This window comes from Geodermatophilus dictyosporus (genome assembly GCF_900115505.1).
Classification (GTDB): Bacteria; Actinomycetota; Actinomycetes; order Mycobacteriales; family Geodermatophilaceae; genus Geodermatophilus; species Geodermatophilus dictyosporus.
The window spans coordinates 53,711-70,991 of sequence record NZ_FOWQ01000008.1 but is presented as its reverse complement, the minus strand read 5'-3'; the positions used below and the strand labels follow the sequence as shown (position 1 = coordinate 70,991).

General features: G+C 76.3%; 15 protein-coding genes and 1 pseudogene. 3 read left to right on the top strand and 13 right to left on the bottom strand.

Features of this window, described 5'->3' with window-relative positions; all coding sequences use genetic code 11:
* Window positions 1-23: 23 nt before the first annotated feature.
* Both BMZ33_RS17725 and BMZ33_RS17720 read left to right on the top strand, forming a co-directional pair.
* Window positions 24-605 carry a hypothetical protein gene (locus BMZ33_RS17725; RefSeq protein ID WP_091113901.1) on the top strand — a complete coding sequence of 194 codons (582 nt, stop codon included), beginning with the start codon at window positions 24-26 and terminating at the stop codon, window positions 603-605.
* A gap of 62 nt (window positions 606-667) precedes the next feature.
* Window positions 668-1,633, top strand: coding sequence for a zinc-binding dehydrogenase (locus tag BMZ33_RS17720; protein WP_091113897.1), 966 nt, complete (start codon window positions 668-670; stop codon window positions 1,631-1,633).
* Here the strand turns inward: BMZ33_RS17720 and BMZ33_RS17715 are convergent.
* The 4 genes from BMZ33_RS17715 to lepA form a co-directional block, all read right to left on the bottom strand.
* Window positions 1,623-3,362, bottom strand: coding sequence for an MFS transporter (locus tag BMZ33_RS17715; protein ID WP_091113893.1), 1,740 nt, complete (start codon window positions 3,360-3,362; stop codon window positions 1,623-1,625). The two genes, BMZ33_RS17720 and BMZ33_RS17715, sit on opposite strands and share 11 nt — an antisense overlap.
* Complete coding sequence (locus BMZ33_RS17710) at window positions 3,331-4,032, bottom strand: LppX_LprAFG lipoprotein (protein ID WP_091113890.1); 702 nt, start codon at window positions 4,030-4,032, stop codon at window positions 3,331-3,333. The genes BMZ33_RS17715 and BMZ33_RS17710 overlap by 32 nt, the downstream gene beginning before the upstream one ends.
* A gap of 62 nt (window positions 4,033-4,094) precedes the next feature.
* Window positions 4,095-4,754: an MOSC domain-containing protein gene (locus BMZ33_RS17705; protein WP_091113886.1), complete on the bottom strand. Its 660-nt coding sequence runs from the start codon at window positions 4,752-4,754 to the stop codon at window positions 4,095-4,097.
* Window positions 4,751-6,580, bottom strand: a complete 1,830-nt coding sequence (gene lepA, locus BMZ33_RS17700; protein ID WP_091113882.1) for a translation elongation factor 4 — start codon at window positions 6,578-6,580, stop codon at window positions 4,751-4,753. Before lepA ends, BMZ33_RS17705 begins: the two co-directional genes overlap by 4 nt.
* Before the next feature lie 176 nt (window positions 6,581-6,756).
* Here lepA and rpsT point away from each other — a divergent pair, with 176 nt between their 5' ends.
* Window positions 6,757-7,017: a 30S ribosomal protein S20 gene (gene rpsT / locus BMZ33_RS17695; RefSeq protein ID WP_091113878.1), complete on the top strand. Its 261-nt coding sequence runs from the start codon at window positions 6,757-6,759 to the stop codon at window positions 7,015-7,017.
* Between the two features lie 87 nt (window positions 7,018-7,104).
* Here rpsT and holA read toward each other — a convergent pair whose 3' ends face one another.
* The 9 genes and pseudogenes from holA to BMZ33_RS17655 form a co-directional block, all read right to left on the bottom strand.
* Window positions 7,105-8,109 (bottom strand): DNA polymerase III subunit delta, encoded by a 1,005-nt coding sequence (gene holA, locus BMZ33_RS24245; RefSeq protein ID WP_169064505.1) that lies wholly within the window; start codon window positions 8,107-8,109, stop codon window positions 7,105-7,107.
* Between the two features lie 343 nt (window positions 8,110-8,452).
* Window positions 8,453-9,979, bottom strand: a pseudogene (locus tag BMZ33_RS24240) (ComEC/Rec2 family competence protein); the annotation flags it as partial.
* A 569-nt stretch (window positions 9,980-10,548) separates the two neighbouring features.
* Window positions 10,549-11,472 (bottom strand): ComEA family DNA-binding protein, encoded by a 924-nt coding sequence (locus BMZ33_RS17685; protein WP_091113875.1) that lies wholly within the window; start codon window positions 11,470-11,472, stop codon window positions 10,549-10,551.
* A gap of 137 nt (window positions 11,473-11,609) precedes the next feature.
* Window positions 11,610-12,503 (bottom strand): DegV family protein, encoded by an 894-nt coding sequence (locus tag BMZ33_RS17680; RefSeq protein WP_091113871.1) that lies wholly within the window; start codon window positions 12,501-12,503, stop codon window positions 11,610-11,612.
* A gap of 56 nt (window positions 12,504-12,559) precedes the next feature.
* A complete protein-coding gene (locus BMZ33_RS17675; protein WP_091113868.1) occupies window positions 12,560-13,321 on the bottom strand; it encodes a histidine phosphatase family protein in 762 nt (253 codons plus the stop codon).
* Window positions 13,318-13,926, bottom strand: a complete 609-nt coding sequence (rsfS, locus tag BMZ33_RS24230; protein ID WP_169064504.1) for a ribosome silencing factor — start codon at window positions 13,924-13,926, stop codon at window positions 13,318-13,320. The genes BMZ33_RS17675 and rsfS overlap by 4 nt, the downstream gene beginning before the upstream one ends.
* The gene (gene nadD, locus BMZ33_RS17665; protein ID WP_169064503.1) at window positions 13,923-14,633 is read right to left on the bottom strand and encodes a nicotinate-nucleotide adenylyltransferase; all 711 of its coding nucleotides are present in this window, start codon (window positions 14,631-14,633) and stop codon (window positions 13,923-13,925) included. Before nadD ends, rsfS begins: the two co-directional genes overlap by 4 nt.
* Window positions 14,634-14,941: 308 nt before the next feature.
* Window positions 14,942-16,387 carry a vWA domain-containing protein gene (locus BMZ33_RS17660; RefSeq protein ID WP_091113864.1) on the bottom strand — a complete coding sequence of 482 codons (1,446 nt, stop codon included), beginning with the start codon at window positions 16,385-16,387 and terminating at the stop codon, window positions 14,942-14,944.
* Window positions 16,387-17,274: an AAA family ATPase gene (locus BMZ33_RS17655; protein WP_091113860.1), complete on the bottom strand. Its 888-nt coding sequence runs from the start codon at window positions 17,272-17,274 to the stop codon at window positions 16,387-16,389. Before BMZ33_RS17655 ends, BMZ33_RS17660 begins: the two co-directional genes overlap by 1 nt.
* Window positions 17,275-17,281: the final 7 nt, after the last annotated feature.

Genomic DNA, 17,281 nt, shown 5'->3' with positions numbered 1-17,281 from the left:
GACCGGCTCGCGAGGAGGACGGCATGAGGACGAGGACGGCCGGCCGGGCACTGACCGTGCTGCTGGCCACGGCGGCCCTGGGTGGCACGGCGGGGACCGCGGCCGCGGCACCCCCGGAGGGCGTCGGCGCGAGGAGCGCGTGGTTCGCGACCGCCTTCCTGGGCGCGGGCGGACCCATCGCGGTGTCGGCCACGGTCACCGGCACCCGTTCCGGAGCGTTGGAGACCGACCTCGCGGTGTACCTGCCCGGGTACACCTGCCGGCCGGAGGACCCGCTGCGCGCCACCCTGGTCCAGCTGGAGTCCGCCTCCCTCGCCGGCACCGACGTCGCCGTGACCTGTGAGCCCGACGGCGGTGAGGGACTGGCACCCGTCAGCGGAACGGTGGACGTCCACTTGGTCTGGGTCGGGGTCGGCGAGACCGCCCGCACCCCCGAGGTCCTGGACCACTGTGTGGGTCGGGTGCTCACCCGCGCCGTTGCCGTCACCGGATCGGTTAGCGCCTCGATCGGGAGTGACCCGGAGGTCACCGTGACGGCGACCGGCCAGACCACCGACGCTCTGCTGCGGTACACGCACACGGCCTGTCCGCCGCCGATGGCCTGATCCGCGGTGGTCCGGCGGGCGCGCTGTCGCCCGCCGGACCGCCGTGTCCTAACGTCCGGCACATGCGCGCCGTGTTCGTCTCCACGCCCTCGCCCGACGACCCGCTCTCCGTCCTGGAGGTCGGCGACCGCCCCGATCCCGAGGTGCCCGACGGCTGGACGACGGTGCAGGTCAGGGCCGTCTCGCTCAACCACCACGACCTGTTCAGCCTGCGCGGCGTCGGGCTGCCGCAGGAGCGGATGCCGATGATCCTGGGCACCGACGCCGCCGGCCTCGACGAGGACGGCAACGAGGTCGTCGTGCACGGCGTCGTCTCCACGCCCGGCTGGACCGGCGACGAGACCCTCGACCCCAAGCGCACGCTGTTCTCCGAGCTGTACCAGGGCACGATGGCCGAGCGGGTCGCCGTCCCCCGGCGCAACGTGCTGCCCAAGCCGGCCGAGCTGTCCTTCGCCCAGGCCGCCTGCCTGCCCACCGCGTGGCTGACCGCCTACCGGATGCTCTTCGTCAAGTCCGGGCTGCGCCCCGGGCACACCGTGCTCGTGCAGGGCGCCAGCGGCGGCGTCGCCACCGCGCTCGTGGTGCTGGGCAAGGCCGCCGGCTTCCGCGTCTGGGTCACCGGCCGCAGCGAGGAGAAGCGGCAGGCGGCGCTCGACCTGGGCGCCGAGCAGGCGTTCGAGTCCGGCGCGCGGCTGCCCGAGCGGGTCGACGGCGTGATGGAGACCGTCGGCAAGGCGACCTGGAGCCACAGCGTCAAGTCGCTCAAGCCCGGCGGCGTCATCGTCACCTCCGGCGCCACCACGGGCTTCGACCCCAGCGCCGAGCTCAACCGGGTCTTCTTCACCCAGCTGTCGGTCATCGGCTCCACGATGGGCACCCGCGACGAGCTCGAGGCCCTGATGCGGATGTGCGCGGCCACCGGCGCCCGCCCGGTGATCGACGTCGAGCTGCCGCTGGAGCAGGCGCGCGACGGCTTCGCCCGCATGCTCGAGGGCCGCACCGCCGGCAAGATCGTCTTCACCGTCTGAGCGGGCGCTCCCGCAGCAGGAGCAGCGCCGCGGCCGCCGCCAGCGCGGCGGCGACCGCGGCACCGGCGAACACGGTGTGCAGCTGGGTGAGGACGGCGGCGTCGGTGGCCGCGTCGTACGCCGGACAGTCGGCGGGCGACGTCGGGCAGATCGTCAGCGGCGAGCCGATCGCCTCGACCTCGGCGGTGAAGCGGCGCAGCGCGACGGCGGTGAGCAGCGAGAGCCCGACCAGCATCCCGACGGTCCGGGCGACGACGGCCAGCGCGCCGGCGCTGCCGTGCACCGCGGGGCTGGTGACCGCCAGGAGCACCGCGTTGACCGGCGCGATCGCCAGGCCGAAACCCAGGCCCGCGGCGAGCAGCACGACCGTGGACCACCGGCCGTCCAGCGACGTCTCGCCCCAGCCGGTCATCGCCCACAGCGCCAGCGCGGCCAGCGCCATCCCGCCGGCGGTCACCACCCGCGGCGCGACCACCCGGCACAGCCACCCGCCGGCCACCGCGCCCACCGGCACCGCGACGAGCAGCCGCAGCAGCACCAGCGCGGCGCCGAGCTGGTCGCCGGGCGTCGTCGTCGCCCGCGCGAACAGCGGGACGTCGACCAGCGCGGCCACCAGGGCCACGCCGACCAGCAGGTTGACCAGCAGGGCACCCCACGCCCCCACCGGGCGCAGCTCGCGCAGCGGCAGCACCGGGTCGGGCGTGCGCCGCTCGTGCAGCCAGAACGCGACGGCGGCTGCCGCCGCGACCGGCAGCAGCACCGGGCCGTGCGCGACCACCTCGGTGGCGGGGTCGGCGGCGGCGAACGCCCACACCAGCGCCCCGAGCGCGACGACGGCGAGCAGCGACCCCACGACGTCGACCTCGCGCACCAGCCGCGGCAGCCCGCGCAGCGGCAGCACCGCGCCGTCCGGGGCGGCGAGGCTGCGGGCGACCAGCGCGGCGCCGGCGGCGACGGCGGCCACCAGCAGCGGCGTCGAGGCGGCCACGCCGTCGAGCAGCGGCACCCAGGCGAGACCGAGCGTGACGTTCTCGGCGAGCGCGGGAGGCTCGGCCAGCAGCAGCCCGAGGGCGGCGCCCGCGAGCAGCAGCAGCACCAGCCCGGCCGGGTCGGGCCGGCGCCCCCGTCCGGTCAGCACCACGCCGGCGGCCAGCCCCAGGCCGAGCAGCAGGTTGAGCCAGAACACCGCCCGCCAGTCGGCGACGGCGAGCACCGCAGCCCCGGCCAGCGGGCCGAGCACCGCACCGGCCTCCTGCACCGCGGCGACCACGCCCAGCGGCACCGCGCGGCGCTCGGGCGGCCAGCGGTCGGCGACCAGCGCGAGCGTGGCCGGCACCAGCCCGCCGGCACCCACGCCCTGCAGCCCGCGGCCGGCCACCGCCGGACCCAGGCCGGTCGCCGTCGCCGTCAGCAGCGAGCCGAGCGCGAACAGCAGCAGGCAGCCGGCCAGCACCGGCACCCGGCCGCGGAGATCAGCGAGGCGCCCCAGCAGCGGCAGCGTGGCGGTGTAGCCGAGCAGGAAGCCGCCGATGATCGGCGTCGCGCGCTGCAGCTCGTCGATGCCGACGCCGACCCCGGCCAGCACGTCGGGCAGCGCCAGGACGACGACGTAGGTGTCGGCCGCGGTGACCAGCACCGCCAGCGTGGCCAGGACGACCAGTGGCAGGCCCGGGGCCGGCCACCCGTCCGCCTCGGGGTCAGTCGGCAGGCGGTGCGGTGATCTCGACATCGGCGCCGAAGTCGCTGAGCTCGAGGGTGAAGGTGGCGTCCTGGTCGGCGGTGTAGAAGGGACCGGTCAGCTCGGCGCGGCGCAGCTCGCCGCTCCCGGTGGCCACGGAGAAGCGGGCGTCCACCGGCTGGCTCGGGTCCTCGCTGGTGAGCACCTGCTCGACCAGGTCGCCGGGCAGCTCCGCGGTCACCTCGCGCACCACCTCGCCGTCCACCCGGCGCTCCTCCCCCAGTTCGGCGGAGTCCGCCTGCGCGAGCAGCTGCGAGATGCCGGTGTCGGGGTCGAGCAGGGCGCCGGGGTCGCCGAAGCCGAACTGGGCGGGGTCGACGACGCTGTAGCCGGTGGTGAAGGGCAGCTGCGCGTAGACCGTGCCCTCCACCGAGACGACGGCGAGGTCGAGCGGCGAGCCCGCGGCCAGCACCTGCAGCGTCCCCTGGAACGACGCGGGACGGGCGACGTCGCCCTCGCCGCCGACCAGCGCGGTGCCCGTGGTCGGCGCGCCCTCGCTGGTGAGCACGAAGTGCAGGCTGCCGGCCTCGTCGAGGGTGGTCTTGGCGCGGGCGAGCAACTGGTCGGCGGTCTCCTCCGGCTCCCCGCCGCCGCAGCCGGCCAGCAGCGGCACGGCGAGGACGACGCCGGCGACCAGCCCGGCGGCACGGCGCAGCAGCATCGAGCGACCTCCCCGTCGCGCCGGTGCACCCGGCCCGGCGCGACGGTAGCGCGCTGCGGGCCTCAGCCCGTGGCGGCCAGCCGCCGCTCGATGCGGGCGGCGATCCTCGCCCGGGTGCGCTGCGGCAGGAAGGGCAGCGCGGGGGCCAGCTCGGGCAGGCGGTGCTTCTGCGTGGTGTACGCGCGGAACGCCGTCCCCACGGTGACGCCGTGGGCGGGCCGGTCGACGACGGTGACCGGGTCGCCGGCGCCGACGTCCCCGGTCTCGAGGACACGGAGGTACGCGCCGCTGGCGCCGTGCGCGGTGAACCGCTTGACCAGCCGCGGCACGCCCCAGAAGCGCTCGAAGTTGGCGCACGGGATGCGGCAGTCGGTGACCTGCAGCAGGGCGGTGCCGACCCGCCACCGCTCGCCGAGGACGGCGCCGGTCAGGTCCAGGCCCGTCGTCCGCAGGTTCTCGCCGAAGCGGCCGGGCGGCAGCTCGCGGTCGAGCTCGGCCGCCCACCAGGCGGCATCCTCCTCGGCGTAGGCGTAGACCGCCTGTCCCTCGCCCCCGTGGTAGCGCCGGTTGACCTGGACGTCGCCGTCGAGCCCGAGCTCCCGGACGGCGACCCGGCCGGCCACCGGTCGCTTGTCGATGCCGCTGCGGCCCGGCCGGCGGTCGGGCAGCGGCAGCAGGTCGGTGCTGGAGACGCAGACGGCCTCGATGCGGCCGGCGGTCACTTCTTGGCGGAGGAGGGCTCGCTGGTGGACAGCGCGGCGACGAAGGCCTCCTGCGGGACCTCGACCCGGCCGACCATCTTCATCCGCTTCTTGCCCTCCTTCTGCTTCTCCAGCAGCTTCCGCTTGCGGGTGATGTCACCGCCGTAGCACTTGGCGAGGACGTCCTTGCGGATCGCGCGCACCGTCTCGCGGGCGATGACCCGGGAGCCGACGGCGGCCTGGATGGGCACCTCGAACTGCTGGCGCGGGATGAGCTCGCGCAGCTTGCCGGCCATCATCACGCCGTAGCTGTAGGCCTTGTCCTTGTGGACGATCGCGCTGAACGCGTCGACCGGCTCGCCCTGCAGCAGGATGTCGACCTTGACCAGCTTCGACTCCTGCTCGCCGGCCTCGGCGTAGTCGAGGCTCGCGTAGCCGCGGGTGCGCGACTTCAGCGCATCGAAGAAGTCGAAGATGATCTCGCCGAGCGGCAGCGTGTAGCGCAGCTCGACGCGGGACTCGCTCAGGTAGTCCATGCCGCCGAGTTGGCCGCGCCGGCTCTGGCAGAGCTCCATGATCGCGCCGGTGTAGTCGCTGGGCGCGATGATCGTCGCGCTGACGACCGGCTCGAAGACGGTGTCGATCTTGCCCTCGGGCCAGTCGCTGGGGTTGGTGACGGTGTGCTCGGTGCCGTCCTCCATGACCACCCGGTAGACGACGTTGGGCGCGGTGGAGATGAGGCTGATGCCCGCCTCGCGCTCGAGCCGCTCGCGGACGATCTCCAGGTGCAGCAGGCCGAGGAAGCCGACGCGGAAGCCGAAGCCGAGCGCCGCGGAGGTCTCCGGCTCGTAGGTGAGCGCGGCGTCGTTGAGCAGCAGCTTGTCCAGTGCCTCGCGCAGCAGCGGGTACTCGCTGCCGTCGATCGGGTACAGGCCGGAGTAGACCATCGGCCTGGGGTCGCTGTACCCGCCGATCGCCTCGGCGGCCGGCTTGTGCTGCAGCGTGACGGTGTCGCCGACGCGGGACTGGCGGACGTCCTTCACACCGGTGATGAAGTAGCCGACCTCGCCGACGCCGAGGCCCTCGACCGGCTTGGGCTCGGGCGAGATGACGCCGATCTCGAGCAGCTCGTGGGTGGCGCCGGTGGACATCATCTTGATCCGCTCGCGGCTGGCGATCCGCCCGTCGACGACGCGGACGTAGGTGATGACCCCCCGGTAGATGTCGTAGACGCTGTCGAAGATCATCGCGCGGGCCGGGGCGTCGGCGTCCCCGACCGGGGCGGGGATCTGCGCGACGATCTGGTCGAGCAGCTCGGGCACGCCCTCGCCGGTCTTGCCGCTGACCCGCAGCACGTCGGAGGGGTCGCAGCCGATGATGTGTGCGATCTCGGCGGCGTACTTCTCCGGCTGCGCGGCCGGCAGGTCGATCTTGTTGAGGACCGGGATGATCGTGAGGTCGTTCTCCAGGGCCAGGTAGAGGTTGGCCAGGGTCTGCGCCTCGATGCCCTGCGCGGCGTCGACCAGCAGGACGGCGCCCTCGCAGGCGGCCAGGGAGCGGGACACCTCGTAGGTGAAGTCGACATGGCCCGGGGTGTCGATCATGTCGAGCACGTACTCGTCGCCGCCGACCGTCCACGGCAGGCGCACGTTCTGCGCCTTGATGGTGATGCCGCGCTCGCGCTCGATGTCCATCCGGTCGAGGTACTGCGCGCGCATCTGCCGCGCCTCGATGATCCCGGTCACCTCGAGCATCCGGTCGGCCAGCGTCGACTTGCCGTGGTCGATGTGGGCGATGATGCAGAAGTTCCGGATCCGGGTGGGATCGGTGGCAGCGGGAGTCGTCACAGTGCCGCCATCGTCCCACGGCGGGCGGCTGCTGCCGAGCACCGTGCCGGGAGGGCCGCCGCGACCGGGGTGGGACACCGCCCGGGGCACTGGTAACCTGGCAGGCCGGTCCGCTGACGCACGCCGTCCGGACGCACTGTCAGACTCCCAACTCTGCGAGACACCGAGGCTCACGCGTGGCGAACATCAAGTCCCAGATCAAGCGGAACAAGACGAACGAGAAGGCGCGCCAGCGCAACGTCGCCGTCAAGTCCGCCCTGAAGACGGCCGTCCGCCGCTTCCGCACGGCCGCCGCGTCCGGGGACACCGAGGCCGCCGGCACCGCCCTGGCCCACGCCAGCAAGGCGCTCGACAAGGCCGCCAGCAAGGGCATCATCCACAAGAACCAGGCGGCGAACCGCAAGTCGGGCATGGCCAAGCACTTCGCCAGCCTCTGACCTGCGCTCCAGCGCTGCCGCGCGAGCCCCGTCCCCGCGAGGGACGGGGCTCGCCGCGTGTCGTGGGCCGGTGGCCCGGTCCCGGGGCTAGTAGCCGGCGCGACTGCGCGCGGCGCGGCCGGTGACCGCCCGGATGGCGACGATGCGGCGGACCGCCCGCTCCAGCGCGTAGTCGGCGCTGGCCGCCACGCCCTTGACGTCGGCGTTGAGCTCGGCGGCGACGCCGATCGCCTGCTGGAGCCCGTCGATGGTCCACCCGCGGGCCTGGCTCTGAGCCTTCTTCACCTTCCACGGTGGCAGCTTCAGCGCCCGCGCCAGCTCGCCGGTGTTGCTGGTGTTCAGCGAGGTGACCCGCGCGGCGGTGCGGACCCCGTCGGCGATGGCGTCGGCGATGAGCACGTGGGCCACGCCGCGGTCGAGCGCCCAGCGCAGCATCTCCAGCGAACCCTGCCGGTCGCCGACGAGCACCCGTTCGGCGACGGTGAAGCCGGTGACCTCGGCCTGCCCGCGGTGGAAGTGCGCGACCGCGTCGGCGTCGACGGTGCCGCCGAAGTCGGCGACGAGCTGGGTGGCCGCCGAGGACAGCGCCCGCAGGTCGGCGCCCACCGCGTCGACCAGGGCGGTGACCGCGTCGGCCGTGATCCGGCCGCCGGCCGCCCGCACCTCGTTGCGGACGAACGCCGCCCGGTCGCCCGCGGAGGAGATCTTCGGGCAGTCGTCGACGGCGCCGCCGGCGGCGGTGAGGGTCTTGACCAGGCCCTCGTTGCGCTTGCCGCCGTGGTGCACCACGACCAGCGTCAGGTCCGGGTCGGGATCGGTGCAGTAGCTGGTCAGCGCGTCGACCAGGGCGCCGGCGGCCTCGTGCACGCCGCCGACGACGACGAGCCGGTGTCCGCCGAACAGCGAGGGCGCCAGGACGTCGGCCAACTGCCCCACCGGGAGGCCGAGCGCGGCCAGCTCGTGCACCTCCGCGTCCGGGTGGCGCTCGAGGACGGCGGCGCGCACGGCGGCGACGGCGCGGGCGCGCAGCAGCTCCTCCTCGCCGACGACGGCCCGCAGCCGGGAGGTCGGTGCCGGGGGTGCTGCTGCCACGCGGCGATGGTGCCACGCCCCGGTGACGGGACCGCCGACGTGCAGCCATCGCGCGGGGCACGGCCACCGGAGTGCCGTGGGCGGGCCCCTCCCCGCGGTCAGGGACCGGTCCCGCGGCGGTGTCGCCGGCCGCGCCGCGGGCGGTGACGCCCCAGTCGTCGGCCGATCCCACGACCGCGAGGTCGCCCTCCCGGTCGGTGCGGTGCACCCGCATCCCGGCCTGCTGCAGCCAGGACAGCAGCCGGGGCGCGGGGTGCCCGTAGGTGTTGTCCGCCCCGACCGAGACCAGCGCGACCCGGGCCCCGGAGGCGGCGAGGAACGCCGGGTCGGCGTCGGCGCTGCCGTGGTGCGGGACCTTCAGGACGTCGGCGCGGAGGTCGACGCCCCGGTCGAGGATGCGGGACTCCGCCACCGCGCTCAGGTCGCCGGTGAGCAGCACGCGGACCCCGCGCTGGGTGACCCGCACGACCACCGACAGGTCGTTGGCCGCGGCGGCCGCCGAGGCGATCTGCGGCGGCGGAGCGAGCACCTCCAGTGCCGCCGAGCCGACCACCCGCCGGTCCCCCGGCCGCAGCACCTCCCGCCGCGCACCGGCCCGGCCGGCGGCCGCGTCGATGGCGGGCGCCCGCTCGTCGGCCGGCGCGAGGGTGCCGGTGGCGACCACGTCGACGTCCCGCCCGCCGAGCGCGCCGGCCAGCCCGCCGACGTGGTCGGCGTCGAGGTGCGAGAGCAGCACGAGGGGCAAGCGGTCCACGCCCAGCCGGTCGAGGCAGCGGTCCACGGGACCGACGTCGGGGCCCGCGTCGACGAGGACGGCCTCCCCCGGTCCCGTCGGCACGACCAGGGCGTCGCCCTGCCCGACGTCGCAGGCGACCAGGACCGCCTCCGCCGGCGGCCACCCGTCGGCCACCTGGCGCAGCGGCCAGCCCACGACGAGCAGACCGAGCAGGGCGGCCAGGGCGAGCGGGCGCAGCCGCGGGCGGCGCCACAGGAGCAGGGCGGCGAGGAGCAGCACGACGGTGAGCAGGACGGCGCCGCGGGTGCCGGCCGGCCAGCCGGTCGCGCCGTCGGGCAGGCCCGACGCCATCCGGGCGACCAGCACCAGCCAGCGCACCGGCCAGCCGGCGAGCCAGACCAGCGCGTCCCCGACCGGGGGCACGAGCGGCCCGGCGACCGTCCCCAGCAGGCCGAGGACGGTCGCCGGTGTCACCGCGGGCGCGGCGAGCAGGTTGGCCGGCAGCGAGACCGGGCTGACCAGGCCGGACAGCCCGGCCACGAGCGGGGCGGTCGCCAGCCCGGCGGCCGCGGCGACGGCGACCGCGTCGGCCACGGCCCGCGGCCAGCCGCGCTCGCGCAGGCGCGCCGACCAGCCGGGGGCCAGCAGCACGATGGCCGCCGTCGCCGCCACCGACAGGGCGAAGCCCGCGTCCCGGGCCAGGCCGGGGTCGAGCCACAGCAGGACCGTGGCCGACGCGCACAGGGCCGGCACCGCCGCCCGGGCGCGGCCGGTGGCCAGGGCCAGCAGGGTGACCGCGCCCATCGCGGCGGCCCGGACGACGCTGGGCTCGGGCCGGGCGAGCACCACGAAGCCGGCCAGCGCGACCGCCGCCACGACCGCCTGCACCCGGCGGTCGACCGCCCGGCGCCGCAGCGGCGCGAGCACCCCCGTGACGACGATCGCGACGTTGGCACCCGACACGGCCGTCAGGTGCGACAGGCCGGCCCGGCGGAAGTCCTCGTCGAGGACCGCGTCCATGCCGGTCGTGTCGCCGACGACGAGCCCGGGCAGCAGCCCGCCGGCCGGACCGCCGACGACCCGTCCGGACGTCTCGGCCAGCCCGGCGCGCAGGCCGCCCGCCGCGCGCTGCACCCACGGCGGCCGGCCGAGCACCTCGGGCGGACCACGGGCCGAGAGCCGGGCGACCACACCCTCGGACGCGGCGGCGGACGCGACCGCGACCCGCGTGCGGACCGCCTGCCCGGGCAGCACCCCGGCCCACTCCTCCGCCGGGGCGAACAGCACGACCTCCGCGGTCAGCTCCACCCGCCGGCTGCCGTCGTCGAGTTCCCCGACGGTCGCGTCGACGACCGCGCGGGGCGCGCCGGGGCCCCGCACCCTCCGGGGGTCGCCGTCGACCTCCAGCACCACCTCGACGGTGCGACCCGCGACCGCGGCCAGCGGCGAGGCGGCCCGCTCGGCGCCGCGCACGGCCGCGGTGGTCGCCGTCGTCGCCACCGCGGCCAGCACCGCGAGCAGCACCCCGGCACCGGCCCGTCGGCGGCGCAGGACGAACCCGGCGAGGAGGACGGCCGTGACCGCCAGTGCGGCCAGGACGGTGGGCGGCAGCACCCCGGCCAGGAGGGTGACGCCCCAGACGGCGGCCGCGACGGGGGCGAGCCGCAGGTCCAGCCAGGTCCAGCGGCCGTCGGGTGGGCGGCTCACACGCGCACCAGGTCGGCCAGCCCGGAGTAGACGGCCGGCCCGATGCCCGGGACGTCGTCGAGCTGCTCGACGCTGGTGAACCGGCCGTGCTCACCACGGTGGTCGACGATGCGCTGGGCCAGCACCGGGCCGATGCCCGGCAGCGCGTCGAGGTCGGTGGCCGTCGCGGCGTTGAGGTCCAGCGGCCCGGCCGACGTCCCTCCCCCGCCGGTCGCGCCCGGCGCCGCCCCGGCCGCTCCGGGGACCCCGACGGCGACCTGCTGGCCGTCGGTGACGACCGCGGCGAGGTTGACCGACGCCGCGTCGGCCCCTGGCAGCAGGCCGCCGGCCGCGGCGACGGCGTCGGCCACCCGTGCGCCCTCGGGCAGGGTGACCAGACCCGGGGCGACCACCAGCCCGACCACCGAGACGACGACGGTGGCCTGGGCGTCGGAGGACTGTGCGTCGGAGGCCCCGCCGACCGACGGGGACGCGGACGACCCGGCGGTCACCGCCGCGGAGGGTCCGGCGGCCGGGGCCGGCTGCACGCTCGGCCGGTCCAGCCACGTCCAGCCGGCGACGGCCAGTGCGGCGACCAGCCCGCACACCCACAGCGCCCAGCTCCCCCGGCGGCCGGGGTCCACGCGCACCGTCCGCGCCGGTGCACGGTGGCGTCCCAGGCCGGACGGCAACCCGTCGCGCGGGTCGCCGTCGAAGGAGTCGTCGTACGGGTCGTCGTCCGCGTCGTCGTCCGCGTCGAGGTGCTCCTCGGGGTCGCCCGCAGCCCGGCGCCGGAGCACGTTCACGCCGGTGACGGGGGCGTCCCGGAGGGGGTCGTCGTCGGGCAGCCAGCCGGAGGCCCGCCGGCCCTCGTCGAGCAGCGCCCGCAGGCGGGCGCGGATGACGTCGGCGTCGTCGGGGCGGCGGGAGGTCAGGCGCACGCGGCGGACGCTAGGCAGGCCGGCTGCGCGGCGGTCCGCGCAGCGGGCGGCTGTGGACGGCGCAGCACCCTGTGGACGACCGGCGCCGGGTGGTGCCCGCCCGGGTGCACGCTGCGCCCGTGCACCCCGCCCGCCGCTCAGCCCTCCGGTGTCCCGCCGCCGTCCTCGTCCTCGTGCTGCGGCTCGTCGGCCGGCGCGACGACCACGCCCACCGCCCCCGGGCCGACGTGCGCGCCGACCACGGCTCCGAGCTCGCTGACGTGGAACTCCCGGATGCCGGGGATGGCCTGCTGCAGCTCGGTGGCGAGGCGCTCGGCGCGCTGCGGCGCCGCCAGGTGGTGGACGGCGATGGCCGCGCCGGGTCCGCCGGCGGCCTCGGTCGCCCGCTGCACCAGCCGGGCCAGGGCGCGACCCGACGTCCGGACGCGTTCGAGCGGGACCACGCGGCCGTCGGCGACGTGCAGGACCGGCTTGACCGCGAGGGCGGTGCCCAGCAGGGAGGCGGCCGCACCGATCCGGCCGCCCCGGCGCAGGTGCTCGAGGGTGTCGACGACGAACAGCGTGCGGGTGCGTGCGGCCGTGCCGTTGGCGTCCGCGGCCACCTCCTCGGCAGCGGCCCCGCGGGCGGCGGCGCGGGCCGCGGCGAGGACGGCGAAGCCGGTGCCCATGGCCGTCGACCGGGAGTCGACGACGGTGACGAGGTGCTCGCCGACCTGCGCGGCGGCGAGACGGGCGGCGTCCCAGGTGCCGGAGAGGTCGGCGGAGAGGTGGATCGAGACGACCCGGTCGGCGCCCCCGTCGAGGAGCCGGCGGTAGGCGGCGACGAAGTCACCGGGGGTCGGGCGCGACGTGGAGACCTTCTGGCCCCGGCTGCTCAGCGCGCGGGCGACGTCATCGGGGGTGACGTCCTCGCCTTCCCGGCCCGACCGCCCGGCGAGGACGACGTAGCAGGGCACGACCTCGATGCCGTAGCGGGTGACGACGTCGGTCGGCAGGTAGGCCGTGGAGTCGGTGACCACGGCGACGACCACCAGGGGAGGCTAGCCCGCCCGGTCCGGGGCGCCCGGGGCAGGCGACGGGCGGCTGCTCAGAGCACCGCGTCGGCGTCCTGCGCCGTCGCTCGCGCCCCCTCCTCCGGGGTGGCCCCGGCCTCGACCGGGGCCGTGCCGGACCGTGACGCCGCCGCCTCGGGAGCCGGAGCAGGGGCCGGGGCGGGCACGTCGGCCACCGTGCAGTTGTGGCGCATCAGCCGCCACCGGGAGCCTTGGCGGGCGAGCTCGCTCCACCCGCAGTTGGCCAGCGGGCCGAAGACCCGGCGGTGCTCCGGGCCGAGCTCGAGCAGCGCCTCCATCAGCCGCCCCGCGGTGCCCCCGTGGGTCACCACGACGGCCACCTCGGCCTCGGGCAGCTCGGCCAGCGCACCCAGGGCGCGGGCGGCGACGGCCGGCGCGTCCTCCCCGCCGCGGCCCTGCACCGGGCGCCCGGCGAGCCAGTCGGCGTACTGCTCGGGGTACCGGGCGGCGACCTCCTCGCGGGTCAGGCCCTCCCAGCAGCCGAGGCCGTGCTCGCGCAACCGCTCGTCGAGGCGCAGGGGCGTGTCGAGCAGGCCGGTGAGCGCGGTGGCGGTCTCGGCGGCCCGGACCAGGTCGCTGGAGACCACGACGGTGTGCTCGGGTACCAGTCCCCCGGCCACCAGGTGCGGCGCGGTGCGGGCCGCCTGCCCACGCCCCTCGGCGTCCAGCGGCGGGTCGAGCTGTCCCTGGAAGCGGCCGGTGGCGTTCCACGCCGTCCGGCCGTGGCGCCAGACGACGAGGCGGGGCACCGGCAGGCCGGGGACGGCGGCCGTCACCGGCCGGTCGCCTCCGGGTCCTGGTGCGGGTCCTGGTGCGGGTCCTGGTGCGGGTCCTGGTGCGCGTCCTGGTGCGGGTCCTGCAGCGGGTCGCTCTCCACGACGTCGTCCTCGACGAGCTCCTCGTCGGTGACGACCTCGCCCGTATCGGGCGTCAGCGGCGCCGGGTCGGAGCTGCCGGGGTCGACGTCGTCGGCCGACAGCGTGCCGGAGGGGCCACCGGCCCCGTCGGCGGCGGGCGGCATGGCGCGGTCGACGAACGGGATGGTCGGGCAGTCCTTCCAGAGCCGCTCGAGCGCGTAGTAGGCCCGCTCCTCGGCGTGCTGGACGTGCACGACGACGTCCACGAAGTCCAGGAGCACCCAGCGGGCCTCGGCCACACCCTCGCGGCGCACCGGCTTCACCCCGTGCCGGCGCAGCCGCTCCTCGACCTCGTCGACGATCGCCTGGACCTGCCGCTCGTTGGGCGCGGCGGCCAGCACGAACGCGTCGGTGATCGCCAGCCGGTCGCTGACGTCGACGATCGAGACGTCGGTCGCGAGCTTGTCGGCGGCGGCCTGGGCCGCGAGCAGCGCGGTCGACCGCGCCTCGGCCGAGGCGGTCATCGGGGCACCTCCTGGAGGTGGGGAGCTGGTGGGTCGGTGGGGTCGGAGGGGGACGGTCCGGGTGCGCGGTCGTGGGCCGGCCGGCCCCCGCGGGATCCGCCGGTGGGGCGGGCGCCGGACGCGGAGCGGTAGAGCCCGCGCTTCTCGATGTACTGCACGACGCCGTCGGGCACGAGGTACCAGACCGGCATCCCCCGGGCGACGCGGTCACGGCAGTCGCTGGAGCTGATGGCCAGGGCCGGGATCTCGACCAGGCTGACCGAGCCCTCGGGCAGGTGCCCGTCGGCCAGCGTGTACCCGGGCCGGGTGACGCCGACGAAGTGCGCCAGGCGCAGGAAGCGCTCGCTGTCGCGCCAGCTGAGGATCTGCGCCAGCGCGTCGGCGCCGGTGATGAAGAACAGCTCGGCGTCGGGGCGCTGCTCGTGCAGGTCGGTCAGCGTGTCGATGGTGTAGGTCGGGCCCTGGCGGTCGACGTCGACCCGGCTGACGGAGAATCGCGGGTTGGAGGCGGTGGCGATGACCGTCATGAGGTAGCGGTCCTCGGCGGCGCTGACCACGCGCTCGCTCTTCTGCCAGGGCTGGCCGGTGGGGACGAACACCACCTCGTCGAGGCCGAACAGGCCGGCGACCTCGCTGGCGGCCACCAGGTGCCCGTGGTGGACGGGGTCGAACGTCCCACCCATCACCCCGATCCGGCTGCCGGCCACCGATCGAGCCTAGCCGGGTAGCCCGGACGCGGCCCGCGAGGACCCGGGGCGGGAAGAGGGGGACGGCCGGCCCGGCGCCCGGGTGCGGACCGCGCCGCACCCGGGCCGCCGGGACCGCCCCGGCCGTGACCGGCACCCCCGTGCCGTCGGTCACGGGTGCCCGGCTCCTCTCGGACGCCGGGTCCGACCCGCGGCCGGACCCCGCGACGGGCACCACGCTGACAACGGCGCGGCACCGTTGCGGTCACGCCCGACGGACCGGGAAGCACGCCCGCGTGCCCCGCCGAGGCGGCGGGTCGGCGTGCGCGTCAGAGGGTGGTGACGAAGTCCGCCAGCTGCGTGGCGTTGCGGCACTCGACCATGTCGATGACGTCACCGTAGCGGTCGGCCGCCGAGTCCCCGCTCCCCCAGAGCCGCCGCGGCTCGGGGTTGAGCCAGTGGGCGGAGCGGGCCCGCTTCACCAGGTCGGCGAGCACCGGCAGCCCGGGCTGCCGGTAGTTGGTCCGCCCGTCGCCGAGCACCAGCAGCGACGTCTTGGGGCCCACCGCCGACGGCCAGCGGTCGGCGAAGACCTCCAGGGCGTTGCCGTAGTCGCTGTGCCCGTCGAAGGCCACGACGTCGGCCTCGCGGCCGATGCGGGCGACCGCGTCGGACACGTCGGCGCCGGGCCGGAAGAAGCGGGTGACCTCGTCGGTCGCGTCGACGAAGGCGAACGCCCGGACACCGGAGAAGTGCTCGCGCAGCGCCTGGGTGAGCATCAGCGTGAAGTGGCTGAACCCGGCCACCGACCCGCTGACGTCGCAGAGCACCACGAGCTCGGGCTTGTGCACCTTCCGCGGCCGGTGGTGGGTCACCACCGGCACCCCGCCGGTGCCCAGCGACGCCCGCACCGTCCGCCGGAAGTCCAGCCGCCCGACGCGGCCCATCCGCCGCCGCGCCGACAGCCGCACGGCCAGCCGCCGGGCCAGCGGCGCCACCGTCCGCCGGAGCTCGGCGAGGTCGGCCTGCTGCGCGCGCAGGAAGTCGACCTGGTCGGCCAGCGGGCGCACCGCGCTCCTGGCCACCCGCTCGCGGCCGCGCTCGGCCGCCGCCCGCCGGCGCACCTCGGCGTCCACCGCGGCACGGAAGGCGGCCAGCCGCTCGCGCACCGTCTGCCGGGCCACCTGCTCGGCCAGCCCGCCGCGGCCGCCGTCTGCGAGCAGGCCGGCCAGCAGCTGGGCGACCAGCGTGTCCGGCGACAGGGCCCGCATCACCCGGTAGCCGAAGTAGGACTGGCCCGACGGCGAGGCCGGCGCCCGCCCCAGCAGGTCGACCGCCTGCCGGGCGAAGCGGCGCAGCGCCTCGTCGTCACCGTCCAGCAGCAGCCGGGCGAGCTCCTCGCGCATCCGCCGGGCGAGGTCGCCCTCGTCGCCGTGCCCGTCCGGCAGGTCCAGCGTCGAGGCGGGGTCGTCGTCCCCGGGCCCGCCGTCGCCGTCCGGCGGGTCGACGGCGGGGCGGTCGGCCAGCGGCCACCACAGGTCGAACAGCACGTCGTAGGCCGGCCGCTGGGCCGCCCGCTGCAGCAGCACCGCCGCCAGCCCGTGCCGCAGCTGCTCGCGCTCGAGCAGGTCGACGACGGTGAGGATCTCCGCGGCGTCGACGGCCTGGCTGATGCCCACCGGGATGCCGGCCTCGCGCACCGCGCGCACGAACCCGTCGAGGTGACCGGCGAGACCACCGGTGGCGGCCGCGCCGGACGACGTCGCCGCGGTCATCAGTTGAGCCGCAGCTCGGCGGCGGCGCGGTCCTGGTCGCTGGCGTGCTTGAGCACCACGCCCAGCGTCGAGCGCACCGCCGCCTCGTCGAGGGTGTCCAGGCCCAGCTCGAGCAGCGTCTGCGCCCAGTCCAGGGTCTCCGAGATCGACGGCGACTTCTTCAGCTCCAGTGCCCGCAGCGCCCGGATCGTGCGCACCAGCTGCTCGGCCAGCCCCGGCGCGAGGTCGGGCACCCGGGAGAGCACGATCTCGCGCTCCCGCTCGGCCGACGGGTAGTCCAGCGACAGGTACAGGCAGCGCCGCTTGAGCGCCTCGGACAGCTCGCGGGTGGCGTTGGAGGTGAGCACCACGGTCGGCCGGCGGGTCGCGGTCACGGTGCCGAGCTCGGGGATGGTCACCTGGAAGTCGCTGAGCACCTCCAGCAGCAGGCCCTCCACCTCGACGTCGGCCTTGTCGGTCTCGTCGATGAGCAGCACCGTGGGCTCGGTGCGCCGGATGGCGGTCAGCAGCGGCCGGGAGAGCAGGAACTCCTCGCCGAAGACGTCGTCGTGCACGGCGTGCCAGTCGGCGCCGTCGGACCCCTGGGCGGCCTGGATGCGCAGCAGCTGCTTCTTGTAGTTCCACTCGTAGAGGGCGCGCGCCTCATCGAGCCCCTCGTAGCACTGCAGCCGGATCAGCTCCGAGCCGGTGGCCGCCGCCAGCGCCTTGGCCAGCTCCGTCTTGCCGGTCCCGGCCGGGCCCTCGACGAGCAGCGGCTTGCCCAGCCGGTCGGCGAGGAAGACCGTCGTGGCGATCTGGGCGTCGGGCAGGTACCCGGCGGTCGCCAGCCGCTTGCCCACGTCGGCGACCGAGGAGAACTGGGGCATCTGCGACGGCGGGCGGGGCATGCGGCTC